This window comes from Sediminibacterium sp. KACHI17 (genome assembly GCF_040362915.1).
Lineage (GTDB): Bacteria > Bacteroidota > Bacteroidia > Chitinophagales > Chitinophagaceae > Sediminibacterium.
Window position 1 is genome coordinate 2593410 of the sequence record NZ_AP029612.1, and the last position, 14365, is coordinate 2607774.

The 14365-nt window shown below is 38.9% G+C and carries 14 protein-coding genes; 10 read left to right on the forward strand and 4 right to left on the reverse strand.

Annotated features, from left to right (window positions below):
* Positions 1 to 125: 125 nt before the first annotated feature.
* Positions 126 to 536 (reverse strand): DUF5606 domain-containing protein, encoded by a 411-nt coding sequence (locus ABXG83_RS11550; RefSeq protein WP_353549022.1) that lies wholly within the window; start codon positions 534 to 536, stop codon positions 126 to 128.
* Positions 537 to 758: 222 nt separating this feature from the next.
* Between ABXG83_RS11550 and ABXG83_RS11555 the strand changes: the two genes are divergently transcribed.
* From ABXG83_RS11555 to ABXG83_RS11565, 3 genes are read left to right on the forward strand one after another with little or no spacing between them, the layout of a single operon-like run.
* Positions 759 to 1145 carry a VOC family protein gene (locus ABXG83_RS11555; RefSeq protein ID WP_353549023.1) on the forward strand — a complete coding sequence of 129 codons (387 nt, stop codon included), beginning with the start codon at positions 759 to 761 and terminating at the stop codon, positions 1143 to 1145.
* Positions 1146 to 1169: 24 nt separating this feature from the next.
* Positions 1170 to 1712, forward strand: coding sequence for a DinB family protein (locus ABXG83_RS11560; protein ID WP_353549024.1), 543 nt, complete (start codon positions 1170 to 1172; stop codon positions 1710 to 1712).
* A gap of 12 nt (positions 1713 to 1724) precedes the next feature.
* Positions 1725 to 1940: a hypothetical protein gene (locus tag ABXG83_RS11565; protein WP_353549025.1), complete on the forward strand. Its 216-nt coding sequence runs from the start codon at positions 1725 to 1727 to the stop codon at positions 1938 to 1940.
* 43 nt (positions 1941 to 1983) lie between these two features.
* Here the strand turns inward: ABXG83_RS11565 and ABXG83_RS11570 are convergent, their stop codons facing one another.
* The gene (locus ABXG83_RS11570) at positions 1984 to 3105 is read right to left on the reverse strand and encodes an amidohydrolase family protein (RefSeq protein ID WP_353549026.1); all 1122 of its coding nucleotides are present in this window, start codon (positions 3103 to 3105) and stop codon (positions 1984 to 1986) included.
* Positions 3106 to 3188: 83 nt separating this feature from the next.
* Positions 3189 to 3842 (reverse strand): DsbA family protein, encoded by a 654-nt coding sequence (locus ABXG83_RS11575; protein WP_353549027.1) that lies wholly within the window; start codon positions 3840 to 3842, stop codon positions 3189 to 3191.
* Between the two features lie 116 nt (positions 3843 to 3958).
* Between ABXG83_RS11575 and ABXG83_RS11580 the strand changes: the two genes are divergently transcribed.
* Together ABXG83_RS11580 and ABXG83_RS11585 are read left to right on the forward strand one after the other, a co-directional pair.
* Entirely contained in the window at positions 3959 to 5176 is a 1218-nt protein-coding gene (locus ABXG83_RS11580; protein ID WP_353549028.1) for a DegT/DnrJ/EryC1/StrS family aminotransferase, read from the forward strand.
* Positions 5169 to 5678: a hypothetical protein gene (locus ABXG83_RS11585; RefSeq protein ID WP_353549029.1), complete on the forward strand. Its 510-nt coding sequence runs from the start codon at positions 5169 to 5171 to the stop codon at positions 5676 to 5678. The genes ABXG83_RS11580 and ABXG83_RS11585 overlap by 8 nt, the downstream gene beginning before the upstream one ends.
* On the opposite strand, the gene ABXG83_RS11590 is transcribed toward ABXG83_RS11585, so the two are convergent.
* Positions 5647 to 5973, reverse strand: coding sequence for a hypothetical protein (locus tag ABXG83_RS11590; protein WP_353549030.1), 327 nt, complete (start codon positions 5971 to 5973; stop codon positions 5647 to 5649). The genes ABXG83_RS11585 and ABXG83_RS11590 overlap by 32 nt on opposite strands.
* A gap of 45 nt (positions 5974 to 6018) precedes the next feature.
* Here ABXG83_RS11590 and rpoN point away from each other — a divergent pair, with 45 nt between their 5' ends.
* The 5 genes from rpoN (at position 6019) to ABXG83_RS11615 (ending at position 14365) form a co-directional block, all read left to right on the forward strand.
* Positions 6019 to 7575 (forward strand): RNA polymerase factor sigma-54, encoded by a 1557-nt coding sequence (gene rpoN, locus ABXG83_RS11595; protein ID WP_353549031.1) that lies wholly within the window; start codon positions 6019 to 6021, stop codon positions 7573 to 7575.
* 139 nt (positions 7576 to 7714) lie between these two features.
* Positions 7715 to 10042, forward strand: coding sequence for a gliding motility-associated C-terminal domain-containing protein (locus ABXG83_RS11600; protein ID WP_353549032.1), 2328 nt, complete (start codon positions 7715 to 7717; stop codon positions 10040 to 10042).
* Positions 10043 to 10071: 29 nt separating this feature from the next.
* Entirely contained in the window at positions 10072 to 11061 is a 990-nt protein-coding gene (locus ABXG83_RS11605; RefSeq protein WP_353549033.1) for a PorP/SprF family type IX secretion system membrane protein, read from the forward strand.
* Positions 11046 to 13658, forward strand: coding sequence for an OmpA family protein (locus ABXG83_RS11610; protein WP_353549034.1), 2613 nt, complete (start codon positions 11046 to 11048; stop codon positions 13656 to 13658). Before ABXG83_RS11605 ends, ABXG83_RS11610 begins: the two co-directional genes overlap by 16 nt.
* Before the next feature lie 50 nt (positions 13659 to 13708).
* The gene (locus ABXG83_RS11615) at positions 13709 to 14365 is read left to right on the forward strand and encodes a hypothetical protein (protein WP_353549035.1); all 657 of its coding nucleotides are present in this window, start codon (positions 13709 to 13711) and stop codon (positions 14363 to 14365) included.

Here is a 14365-nt window from a genome sequence, read left to right on the forward strand (position 1 = left end):
TTCTGGGCACAAGTTAAGGAATCTACTGAATTTGCGTTTTTTTGCGGGTTTTAAAAATAGACTAAATAAAACTGCATAAAAAACCCGCAGTGATTGGCTGCGGGTCAATAAGAAGTGAGGATGGATTATCCTTCATTTTCTTCGGTTTCTTCTTCAGAGAGTTTCAGCTCTACTGCATTGGCTTTCAGTATATTGAACCACTTTACCATTTTCTTCATATCACTAGCATAGACACGATCAAAATCCATGTCTGCATATACTTTTTCGAAGTAGGCTTTTACTGCTTTTGCATCATTCTCAGCAGGAACTTTTTCTTTGCTTTTGTCCATCGCCTGAAATACTTCTACCAGGTTTACATTCTCACGCACAGTATATACTTCAATGCTCTCCAGGTGAGAGAAATTATGAACACGGCTGCTCACGAACTTGGTAGTTTTATCTTCCAGTGAACGTACGATAGCACCATCGGTCTTACTGCCAACCATTTCAAACAATCCGGGAAGTCCGGTGATCGATATCAATTTACTATACACCATATACAAAATGTTAGGGCTGCAAAGTAAGGGAAAAAGCATCAGAGTTTGCAGCTCTATAAAACTAACTTCTTATGGCTATTCCGACGAAAAAATTCATCTACGGTCTAAAGATTTCACAGCCAAAGGTTGTAATGATCGATAGGTGGTCATAACTTGTGATGAACGAAGCCTTGAATCAGAAGATTTATTTGTCTCTAGTGATCACCCCTCAAAACAATCCATATGGAACATGCCATCAGTTGGTTTGAAATTCCTGTTAAGGACATCAACCGAGCACAACAGTTTTATGAAACGATCTTTCATTTCAAAATGATTCCACTGGATCTTCCCAATATCAAGATGCGGATGTTTCCAGTAGATAATAGTGTTGCAGTTGGAGGAGCACTTTGTGACAGTGGTGGTTTTCATCAGGTTTCCGCTACAGATGGTCCGTTGGTATACCTGAATGGGAATCCTGATGTTCAGATCATTTTGGATAGAATTGAAGCGGCAGGTGGAAAGATCACCGTTCCTAAAACGGAAATTTCTCCTGAATATGGCTTCATGGCTGTATTCATTGATTCTGAAGGAAACAGAGTTGCTTTACACAGCATTCCTCAAAGACCCTAATTCTTATTACATAAAACCAAACACATGAAAAAATGTATCATGATCAGTTTTCTACTGACCCTGTTTTGTACAACGGTTAGTATTGCACAAACTGTAGCACCTGATTCTTTGAAAGCACAATTGATCAAAGACTGGGAAAGAGCTAAAATATATACTGCTGAATATCTTGCTGCGATGCCTGCAGATAAATACACTGCCAAACCAGTAGAAGGTATCAGAAGTTTTGCAGAACAAATGCTGCATTTGGCACAAGGCAGTATTGGGTTGTCGGCGAATGGTACTGGTAAAGCGAGAATATTCCCGGGTTATAACATGGAAAAATCAGCGACGGCTCAAACCAAAGACTCAGTGAGTTATTACGTGAATGCGAGTTATGATTTTGCCATCGATGGTATCAAAGCGATGGATGCCAATAAACTTGGGGAATTGGTAAAGCGCGGTAATCTCAATGAGTCAAGATTAAGTTGGATCATGAAAGGCTTTGAACATCAGTCGCATCATCGTGGACAATGTACTATTTACATTCGTTTACAAGGCGTGACACCTCCGAATGAAAGATTGTTTTAGTATTTTGAGCATATGAATAAAAAATGGATGATTCGTATTGCTTTCACAGTTGTGATTGCTTTGGTCATTTTAATTTTTTTCCTGATCGCAAGATCAGATGGAGGCGATTGGGTGTATGCAATTATAATGACACTTATTATGGGAGAGGCCTACTTATTACTCCCTAAAAAATGGTTTGAAAGATTTAAACGAAAGGAGAAAAACCCATTGATGGATTCAAAGGAGTAAATTAAGCCACAGATGCATTGATTGTCATCTGTGGCTTAATCATCTAATCAGGAAATAAAGTTTTATCAATATTCGGGATCAATCGCAGTGCATTTTTGTAATACACTTTCTTCAATACATCATCACTTAATCCTATTCCATACATTCTCCAAAAAGCGTGATACTTTTTGTGGTAAGGGAAATATTCATCCGTTGTTTCTAATACACGGAAGTACGTAGCATACTCTTCGGGTACCCAACTGTCTTTGCCAAACATGATTCGGTCCTGGTACTTTTCAAAAAATGCTTTGGCCATTCTGGGTTGTCTGCCCAGTTCTGCTATCACAGCGCCAAATTCAACATACATATTGGGCATGGCATCAAGCAGGCTGCCTAATTTGGCCAGGTTATTTGGATACCATCCAAAATGTGCGGCTATAAAATTGGTTTTTGGATGACGCTTGATGATATTATGTTGTTGTTGTATCAGGTCTGCCCATGGAGCAGGATCTGTATCACTTCTTTTACGATCAGGTCTGGTAGCGAGTTCCAGCCAGCGTTCGTTCTTATCATCCAAAGCCTGCCAGAATGGTTCAGGGTCTGCACTATGGATGAGTACCGGTATTTTCAGTTCACCACATTTTGCCCAGATCGGATCCAATCTGGGATCATCGATGCGTAATAATTTGCCGGTATTGTCTTTGAAAGAGAACCCCAAATTCTTATATACTTTTAAACCATTCGCGCCAGCTTTTACATCATTCTCTAATTCTTTAACCGCTTTTTCAGTCCACCCCGGTTCTCCTACACCGATGAATGAAACATTGGTAAAATGAATGATCCTGTTGGGAGTTGCTCTCTTGGCATTGGCAATGGCATCAGCCAAATACTGAGGATCCTGCAAACCGAATTGTCCATTCACAGATTTGAATCCTCTGCCACTTAAGTTTACCATCACACGCATATTCAACTCATCCATTTGTTTCAATAATACTTTTACATCTTGTGAAGGCATATTGAATTGATGATTATGAACATCAATAAAAGGAAATTTAGCGCTGGTGAGCTTATGTTCGGGAACGACGAGTGTACTATTCGGCTCATACTTTTCAAAATCCATTTTGACATTCTGGGCCATTGAAAAAAAAGTACAGCAAATTGCTGCGATCGTAAAAATCGACTTCATGTGTATATGATTTGAGAACGGAAACTATTGTGATGATCCGATACGCAACGACCATTCTTATATCTTAACGTTTCTTTGTGCTATTACGAAGTCTGGCCGATCTCATTTAAAACATTATCCAGTCTGCTTTTCAGCGTTTCGTAATCAGTATATCCTCTTGCCAGCAAATGAAATTTTGATTCGCTGATCTGTATCAGCACACATGGATAACCGGTCACTTGTAACTGCTTCACCAATGAGAATTCATAATAAGCCTGTTCCTTATAAGTATCGCTTTTGAGTTTCTCATAAAAGGTCTCAGGATTGATACTGTATTTTTCCAGTAAATGTCTGTATGCTTCATCATCAGTAAGGTCGCGACCTTCAAAGTGTAAAGCATATTGTAGATCCGATGCAAATGCGACCTGCTGGTCAGGATAAAATTCTTTGAAAATACAAAGTGCGATCGCTGGTTTTTCGGAATGTGGAAACCAATCACTAAGGTCAGGATTGTTGATATGCCATAGATAATCAGGTCCGAATGTGATTCCGGTATATTCTTCTACCGTCTTGTATGCTTTCTGAATGTAACCGGCTGTAACGGCAATGGAAACAGGCTCTTCCGGTAAGATCATGCCACTAGATAATACCTCAATTGGTAGTTGAGGATAGTTTTCCTGAATTTGTTTCATTACCGGACTAAAGCCATAACACCAGCCGCAATAAGCATCGTAGCAGTAGAAGAGAGTAGGAGTCATATGCAAATATAGTTGACAGTTGATAGTTGACAGTTGGCGAAAATCTTTTTTCTTCCTTTAACTGTCAATCATCAACTGTCAACTTCTTCCTTATTTTTGCATCAAACTTTGCAACTATGCCTGGATTTGAACTATTTGGTACCGAAGAAAGAAAAGAAGTGAATGATGTGCTGGAAACAGGCATCCTGATGCGTTATGGATTTGATGGTCCACGTAAAGGGATATGGAAAGCCCAGGAGTTGGAAAAAGCGATCACTGAAGTGTTTGGGTGTAAATATGCACATCTGACTTCAAGTGGAACAGCAGCACTCACTACTGCGATGGCAGCATTAAATATCGGTGCGGGTGATGAAGTGATCATGCCCTCTTTCACTTTTGTAGCCAGTTTTGAAGCCGTATTAAGTGTAGGTGCTGTGCCGGTATTAGTAAATGTGGATGAAACATTAACACTTTCACCTGCTGCCGTAAAAGCGGCGATCACTCCCAAAACAAAATGTGTGATGCCGGTACATATGTGTGGTAGCATGGCAGATCTGGATGCTTTGAAAACGATTTGTACGGAACATAACCTGATATTATTAGAAGATGCTTGTCAGAGTATCGGCGGAACTTATAAAGGAAAAGCGTTGGGTACGATTGGTCATGCAGGTACTTTCTCTTTTGATTTTGTAAAGACCATTACTTGTGGTGAAGGTGGTGTGGTAATGACCAATAGTGAAGATGTGTGGACCAAATGTGATGGCTATACAGATCATGGTCATGATCATAAAGGAGTAGATCGTGGTGCAGATTTGCATCCGTTCATTGGATATAATTTTCGGATCAGTGAATTACATGCTGCGGTTGGATTGGCACAGATCAGAAAGCTGGATACATTCCTGAGCTTGCAGCGCAAAAATAACAAGGCTTTACGTGCATATCTAGAAACCATACCTGAAGTGAGTTTTAGAAAAGTGCCAGATGAAGCGGGTGACAGCTGCAGTTTTCTCAGCTGGTTTTTGCCTAGTGAAGAATTGACCAAAGCGGTGATCGCAGAAATGAAAGAGCAGGGTATACTGGCGGGTAATTTTTATTGGTATGCCAATAATTGGCATTACATCAGCAAATGGGATCATCTTAAAAATGCTACCACTTTAAATAGATTAAGTGATGTACAACAGCAAGCATTGTTAAAATTGAAAGACACTTCATTTGCTGCGAGTGATGCGGTGATGAGCAGATGTATTTCAACTGCCATTAGTTTGTTGTGGACAGAAGAACAGATTAAAGAGAAGGGTGAGAAAATGGTAGCAGCTATCAAAAAAGTATTAACAAGCGCCACAGTTCATGCCTGAGCCTAAATCATATACTGCTTATTATAAACCTGTGCCCTTGGGCTTTTGGTTTTATTTCTGGATCATCATAGTTCCAATCGCTGCAGGATTAAATGTTTTCAGAATGGTATTTCCATTTGAAGGCGACGAGGATTTTTTTAGCCGATGGGTATTTACTTCTGCTCAACTGATAATTTTATACGGATTTTTAGAAAGATTGTATCAGCAGTATAAAAACAGTAAGATCAACAATTGTTTTATAAAAGTTGATGATGAGGGAATCAGCTGGCGTTTACCAAAACCGGCAATGGGTGCCAAAGAAAGAGAAATCATTGTTTGGAGTGATATCAAAAAAATCGTGGTCGATGAAAAAAAGGTTACGGTAAAATATATGTCTACTTATTTTTCTGATACCATTCCTTTTGAAACCATTATCGAAGAGGATAAGGCCTTATTGATCGAAGCCTTGAATGATCAGATTCAATTCAGATCTATTCCTTACGAGAACCGGATGGCCGCTTGAATGAAGCAGGTATAAAAGCAGCCTGTTTTCCTTCCAGTTGATTTACATGGTCCAAACTCCCCAATCGAAAACGAAGTGGTACTTTAGTGATCTTTTCGATCTGTAATTCTTTTTTGCAGAAAAAAGATAAATTCTTGCTGTAATAGTCTTCCGGTAATAAACGAAAACCTGAACCTCGTAAACTATCTGTAGAAAATATTTTTGAAGGAGCAGACGTGAGCGATAACTGCGCTTTTGTAGAAACTGCAGTTATTAGGAATAAATTCACAAACAAACAAATCCGTTTAGCTAACATCTTGCTTTGATTGTATGTAAATTTACAGCGTTTTAGCATCATAAGATGTTAAACAAAAACAAGCATCAGAAAATTCTGAATGGCATTGTTCATTTGTATTTTGAGGAAGATATGTCGTTAAGTCAGTCGTTACAACAGAAACTATTACAGAAGTTATCTCCACAACAGATTCAGTTGATGAAGCTGTTGCAGATACCTACTGCCAATCTGGAAGAACGGATCAAAGAGGAATTGGAAGAGAACCCTGCATTAGAAATGGATGAAGAAGGACATACGGATGATTTTGGGGACGATATGAAAGATGAGTTTGAAAACTCTCCTGAAGATGATCTTGATCCTGACGGAAGTTCTGATGAGTACGATAATGTAGATATCAGTGAATATGTGGTAGATGATGACGGTGAAATAGCGGACTATAAAATGAAGGATGATAACTATCCAGAAATGGATGATCAAAAAGTGATCCCAATTCGGGTAGAGACCAGTTTTCATGAATTGGTTTTGAACCAACTCGGAATGCTGGAATTGGATGAAAGAAATTATAAGATCGCAGAACAGATTGTCGGTAGTTTGGATGATGATGGTTACTTGCGTCGTGAGTTGACATCTATCGCAGATGATCTTGCTTTTCGTCAGGGATTGAGTGTAGAAGAAAAAGAAATTGAAGAGATCATTCATCAGATCCAACAGTTCGATCCACCGGGAGTTTGTGCCAGAGATCTGAAAGAATGTTTATTGTTACAGCTGAAAAGAAAATTAAGTGAAGGTATCTCAGTTGAACTTGCAGTACAGGTACTTTCCAAATATTTTGATGAGTTTACAAAAAAGCATTACGAAAAAATACAGCGTGGTTTGAATCTGACTGATGATCAAATTCGTGATGTGATCAATCAGATCATCAAACTGAATCCTAAACCGGGTGGAAATATTGGCGAGATCAATAAGGCTGAGAGTTATATCGTTCCTGATTTCTTTATCCTCAATAATAATGGAAAGCTGGAGTTGACACTTAATGCAAAAAATGCTCCGGATCTTCGTATCAGTGAGGGTTATAGAGATATGCTCAAGGAATATGACAAGGGGAGTAAGAAAGACAAACGTCAGAAAGAAGCGGTATTGTTCATCAAACAGAAGATCGATTCCGCAAAATGGTTCATTGATATGATCAAACAACGTCAGGATACTTTAATCGGGACGATGAGTGCTATCATGAAACATCAACAAGAGTTTTTCCTGACGGGGGATGAAACCACCATGCGACCAATGATACTAAAAGACATTGCAGAGCTTACGGGATTAGATATTTCTACGGTGAGTCGTGTTGCCAATAGTAAATTTGTACAAACGGAATTCGGAACGTATCGACTGAAATTTTTCTTTAGTGAATCACTCAGTACAGACAGCGGTGAAGAAGTGAGTACCAGAGAAGTGAAGAAAATATTAAGCGACATTATAGAAGCCGAAGACAAGCGTAAACCACTCAGTGATGAAGTGTTAACAGAAATGCTTCAGGAAAAAGGATACAATATTGCGCGCAGAACAGTAGCTAAATACAGAGAGCAACTGAATATACCTGTGGCGAGATTGCGCAAAGAGTTGTAGTGATATCCCTACTTTTTTACAGAATCTTCAGAAATGCTTGATTTTTCCCTATTTCAAGGGAATAATCTTATTGATTTTTAGTGCTTTTGTCTATCTTTATTTCATCTGCAAGGGCAGTTAAAATTCAATATCCAACCAAGTGAAAAAGCGAAATCTATTATTTGCTTTATTCATGGCTTTGTGTATAGCCATGTCTCCCTTACATCTGCATGCATCTTCTGTTGCAGACACTACCCGGTTTATTATTCAATCTGACACGACCATTTGTAAAGGAGTATCTGTACAACTCGAACTTAGGGATCCGCTACCCAAAGACACGGTATTACCTGGTGTATGGAAACAACTTATTACCGGTAATCAGATCAATCCATCTTCTTTTAATATCAAACCGTTTGGATATGATAAGGTAAACCAGTATCTCTATTCCATCATCAATAAAACCGTTACACGTTACGATCTTAACAAAAATGAAGTAACCATTATTCCAGCCACGAACTGGCCGGGTGATTATTCTGAGTTTGTATATGATTTTACCAATAACCGTTTATTATGCTGGAGAAGTGGGCGAGATAATATTTATGCATTACCTGCAAATGGCGGCAGTTGGACACAAATCGGAGCCGGTGTAACAGATAATGAGTGTTATGGAGCTTCTGCATATTGGAATCCGATGCTGAATCAGCCGGGCATTTATGGTGGGTATGGTTCTGCACAGGTGAAGAGTTGGATTTTCGAACACAATGGTACAGCATGGCAGATGAAAAAAAATAATCCTGCAATTGATGTAGCACCACCTAAAGGTGGAAATATTGTTGCCGGAAATAAAGATGGTTCTAAGCTTTATCTTTTTTCCGGACAAGGTAATTATAGTGGTAGTGAATTGACGGGAACTTGTACACTTGGAAGTCCATGGGCAACTGCTACAGGAATTTTCTGCTGGCTCAAAGATTTGTGGGAGTTGGATCTCACCACCTATCAATTCAAAAACATACTGCCTGTGAATGATCCTTCTATTCAATATGAAGGGGCATTGGCTTATGATTATGATAAATCAAGATTTTTCCTTTTTGGAGGATTTCAGCCAACAGGAGATTATATCCGCAATCAGTTTCTGAATAATACCAATAAAACCTTTCGCTTTCGTCCATCAAAAGATGCCGGCTTTACAGAGTTTCAGGCAGAAGGTTCTGTACAGCCTCCGGCAATGGCCAGAACCACATTACCCAATTATGCCTATTATGATGAAATAGGTAAACGTGTTATCTGGGCTCGGTTCGATGGTATCTGGGCGTATTATCCAGACTCTTCTACAGCGCCTATCCCCGATACCAGTTATAGCTGGTCCAATGGCGCTACTACAAAAAATATCAAGGTAGAACCATTGCAGACGACCAGGTATACGGTTACAAGAACCATCGGTACAAACATTTCAAAAGACAGTATTCTCATCACAGTCAAAAACCTGACTACATCTTTGAGCGATACTGTAAAAGTTTGTGCTGACAGTACTTTGGTGGATGCAGGTAGCGGGTTCACTACTTATCTATGGAATGATGGTTCTTCAACACAAAGCATCTGGGCAAAACAAAGTGGCAGATATGTGGTTACCGCATCTGATGGTACTTGTTCTATAAAAGATACAACTGAAGTTTTGCTGGGATCTTTGATCAATGATTTTATCATCAGACTTGAAAAAGATTCTGTTTGTAATGGAGAGTCTGATTCTTTGTTTATCGTATCTCCGCAAAATGGGGTTACGTATAAGTGGTATGTTACCGGTAATCCTTCGCCCGTAAATACTGGTGAACACCTTAAATTAAATTCAGTGGTGACAGATACCACTTTTATGGTGCGTGCAACAGGTAATCCGGATATATGTCCTGCAAAATCCGCTAATGCAACAGTAGTGGTCAGAAAAAAGATCTCAGCACCGATCGTTCAATCAGATAACATTACTGGAAGCTCTGTTCGATTTAGGTGGAATAGTGTTGAAAATGCAATTGGCTACAAACAAAGTGTGGATAGTGGTATTGTGTACAATGATCCTTCTTCAGGTTTTCAGGGACTACAGCATACGATCAGCGGATTACAGCCCAATCAAACCGTTAAGATATGGGTAAAAGCCATAGGTAGAAATACATGTGAGAACAGTGATAGTGTGAAAGCAGTTGCCACATCACTTAATCCTTTTGGTGATGGTATTTATGTGCCAAATGCATTTACTCCGAATGGAGATGGCGTAAATGATCTCTTGCTGGTGTTTGGGAATACGATTGAAACGATGAGGTTGGTTATTTATAATCAGTGGGGGCAAGAACTTTTCATTAGTACCGACAGACAGAAGGGGTGGGATGGAACCTATAAAGGCAATCAATCACCAGCAGGAAGGTATTCTTATGCTTTAGAAGTAAAAACACAAAGTGGTAATAAAATAACAAAAGCAGGTTCTTTTAACCTGGTCAGATAAAATTTTACACCCGTAAAACAGATGAATGCATGCGTAGATTTTTACTCATAGTGAATCTGGTGATGGTATTATTCATCAACAGATCAGCAGCGCAGATCGATGCACATTTTACACAGTATTATGCGCATCCATTATGGCTGAATCCGGCGCTTACAGGAGTGAACGATGGTTTCTATAGGGTAACGGCCAATTATCGTTATCAGTGGCCTACTATTTCATCTCCATTCATTACCAAAGGTGTTTCCGGTGATATGAGTATATCAGATGCTTTTTCAGTTGGAATGACAGTGCTGAGTCAAACTACAGGTGATGGAGGATACTACTATAACAATGGGTATGTATCGGTTTCCTACAAAGCAAGACTAACAGAATATAAGATCATCAGTGGTGGATTTCAGATAGGGATGTTGAATAGAGGAATTGATCCTGGTAAGTTTCAGTATGGTAATCAGTACAATCCATTGATAGGATATGACCCCACGATACCATCAAACGAACAGTTCATAAGAACCAATGCAACTGCTTTGGATGGAAGCTTGGGTCTTGTATATTTTGATGCAGAGCCCGATAAAGCGACCAATGCATTTTTTGGAGTGAGTGCATATCATCCTACTCAACCCCGTAATCAATTTCTCGCCAACGGTAATAACAATAAGATTCCGATGCGATATGCGCTTCATGGCGGATTGAGAATGCGGATGAGTGATCGGGTAGATCTTACTCCTCATGCAGTTTTGCTGAAACAAGGAGATGCCAGTGAAATCACAGGTGGGATATCTATGAATATGCAACTCCAAGATGGAGCTGATTTGCTTTTAGGAACTACCTATCGCTTGAATGATGCAGTTGCACCCAATATTGGTATTCATCTTAATGGACTAACAATAGGGTTCAGTTATGATATCAATATGTCAAAAATGAAAAGTGCTTCCTCTGGTAACGGAGGATATGAATTATCTATCAGTTTTATTGGTAGAAGAAAAATTACAGATTCAAAGTTTGTATGCCCAAGATTGTAAGCCCCAGATATTATTTACTTTTTGCTATTATCGTATTGCTGTCACTCGTGCAGCGTAACCAGGCATTGTATGCACAGCGTGCAAAAAAAGTTTTGAAAACAGCTGATGCAGCATTTAAAGAGAAAGATTATTATCAGGCTTCTAAGTTGTATACAGTTGTTTTGTATGATAGCCCGCTGGTAAAATCAACACCGGGTCTTGTATATCCTCATCAGGTTGTGCGTAGAAGAGGAAAACTAAAACCAGCAGAAATTGTAAGGGCTACCTATCAGTTGGGGGAATCTTATCGTTTACATAATAATAATGGGGCAGCCTTATTAGCATATAAAAATTATCTGAATTTCAGGGATAACAAATTCCCGTTGGCTCAACTGTGGTATGCTCATACACTCTTAGCAAACAATGATCCGATTCAGGCACAGATTGCTTACAATGCTTTTTTAAGTGGATATCCAAAAGAGGATGAGTATGCAAGTATGGCCCGCTTGGGAATTGCATCTTGTTTGTATACCATTCAAGAGTTAAAAGAATACCCACGAGCAACAGTCACAAAAAATATTGTTACCGGTTCTTCTGATGGATCCAATTTCGCACTTGAAAAAGTAAACGACAGTATAGTTTGGTTTACCAGTTCACGACATGAGATGATCAAAAAGCAAAAAAGTTACCCTGTACGTCTTTACACAGGAAATGAATATAGTGGGGGTGTGAAAAAAATGCAATCGGGGGCAGATGATCAGTTAAATATGGGAGCTTCTTCTTTATCTGCAGATGGATTAACTCTCTATTTCACCGGCTGGCTAAAAAATAAAAGCAGCACAACAGAAGAGTATCAGATTTATTATGTAGAACGCAGCTCGGTATCGTCGCAGTGGGGGAAACCAATATTGTTGCCGGCTCCAGTCAATGTTAAAGGATATAGTTCAAAACAACCTTTTATTACTACAGATGGACAATATCTTTTCTTTTCATCCAATCAGCCCGGCACTAAGGGTAGCTTTGATATATGGTTGGTAAAAATGGATGGTAAAACACCGCAAGGTGATGTTATCAATGCTGGTGTGCATGTGAATACAACCAGAGAAGAAGTATCGCCCTATTTTGATGCGGGGGACAGTAGCTTATACTTTAGTTCAGATGGTGCGATCGGTATGGGTGGAATGGATATTTATAAAGTACAAGGCACTCCTTTTCAAAATAACTGGTCAAAAATTACTAATCTGGGGTATCCGATCAATTCCGGGAAGAATGATCTGTACTACAAAAAATATAAAGATTCTGATACAGTATATTTTAGTTCAGACAGAGAGTCTTCCTGTTGTCTTGAAATATTTAATGCTTTACTACTACCTTATATTCCTAAAAAAGATACAGCGTCACCCGTTATAGTTAAACAACAACAAGCTAAACAGGATACAGCGCAGATCGAACCGGTATTCATTCAAAAAGATACGAGCCGGATCAGTAGACCAGCGCCGGATTCTATTGAAGCCATTTCAGTGAAGAGAATGTATGTGAATTACAATTTTGCCAGTGCGAAGATCAGAAGTATTGATGTTCCGGTATTGGATGAAGTGGTGAAGCAGTTAAAGGATAATCCTGAATTGAATGTTGCGGTGGCTTCTTTTACAGATTGTATAGGTTCTCGTGAAGCCAATATCAATATGTCGAAAAAGAGATCGGCATCGGTACGCGCTTACTTGATAAAGAAAGGTATTGATCCTGCTAGAATCAATACTGATTATTATGCGAAAAAATATTTCTTGATGGCATGTAAGGAAGATGCTTCTTATGATAAAGCTGCGCAAATTGCTAATAGAAGATCCGATCTTATTCTTACAACCGATAAAAATCCGCATTGGACTCCATCAGGCGAAGAAATAGATGCAGCTTCCTATGAAAATAAATCTACGGTCGAAACGAATGTTACATTATCGAATGTGCAATCAGAAGCATCTTCTGTAAATAAACGCGTTGTAAACAGACGTTCCAAAACACAGAAAAATAATAACAAGACAACTATCGCAGAGGAAAACATGCATAAGGCTGATACTACGCCGCAAGCAAAACAAAAAATCAGCGAGGAAAAGGCTTCCAATAAAACAGTGGTTCAACGACAGCGATTGATACCTGAGGGGCAATCAAATGTAAACAGAAGTATTAGTCAGCAGAATAAGCTAGATATTGGTGATTTACTTGAATTTGTTCCGAAGGTAAAGGCGACCAATCTGGTTGATGAAATGAAGATGCGAATACCCAGTAAACCGCTATTCGTTTATACTACATCTGACTCTGTACGAGTGGATCTGTTTGATAACGGGACCTTTGATTACGACTCTTTATCTGTCATTTACAATAAAGAAATTATTGTTTACAAGCAATTGCTCCGTACCAATAAACCAGTTACTTTCTATGTAAAGCTCAGCAGTGATCAAAGTAAAAATGAAATGATCTTTTTTGCAGAGAGCCTGGGTATTACACCACCGAATTCGGCACTGATGGTCATTACGGATGGTGAAAATAAGCGTACAGAAGTGAATATTTCAAGCGATTTCAACTTTAATACGGTGGTATACTTCATCAAAGTCAATAAGTAGTTGTAGTATTGCGGTGTCGAAAAAAATCATGCACCGAAATAAGGATGATCATGAATGAAGTTGCTGAAAAAAATGATAAACAAGGATTATTGTTAGTAATACCTGCGAAGGTCATTTCGTATGTATTCCACCCTCTTTTTATCCCAACTTATATTTTCTTCTTTTTAATGAAGCAAGTGCCATATGAGTTTGCCGGTATTTCACCTTGGCAACTCAATATGCGTTTGTTTGGCTTATTCTGGTTAACTGCTTTTTTTCCGGCTTTTGCAGTTTTTCTTTTGTGGCGATTGAAATTCAGTGAAAGTATTTTTTTGAGAACACAAAAGGAAAGAATTATTCCTTTTGTTATCACGATGTTTTTTTACTGGTGGATGTATTATTTAAGCCGGAATTTTACAGATCAGCCTGTCGTGCTGAAGTTTTTCTTCATGGGTATATTTATTGCAACATCAATCGGATTGGTATTCAACAATTTTATTAAAATCAGTCTGCACGCAATGGCTGCAGGTGGGGCTGTAATGGCAATGATTCTCTTTTCTTATTATTATGAGCTTCCTTTCGGATTTTTTATCAGTATTGCGATACTTCTTGCAGGTTCGATCTGTACATCCAGATTACTGGTAAGTGATCATACCCATCAGGAAATCTATTATGGTCTCTTGGTAGGAGCCGGTTGTCAGTTGATCTCGTATTTGTTTGTTATGTGA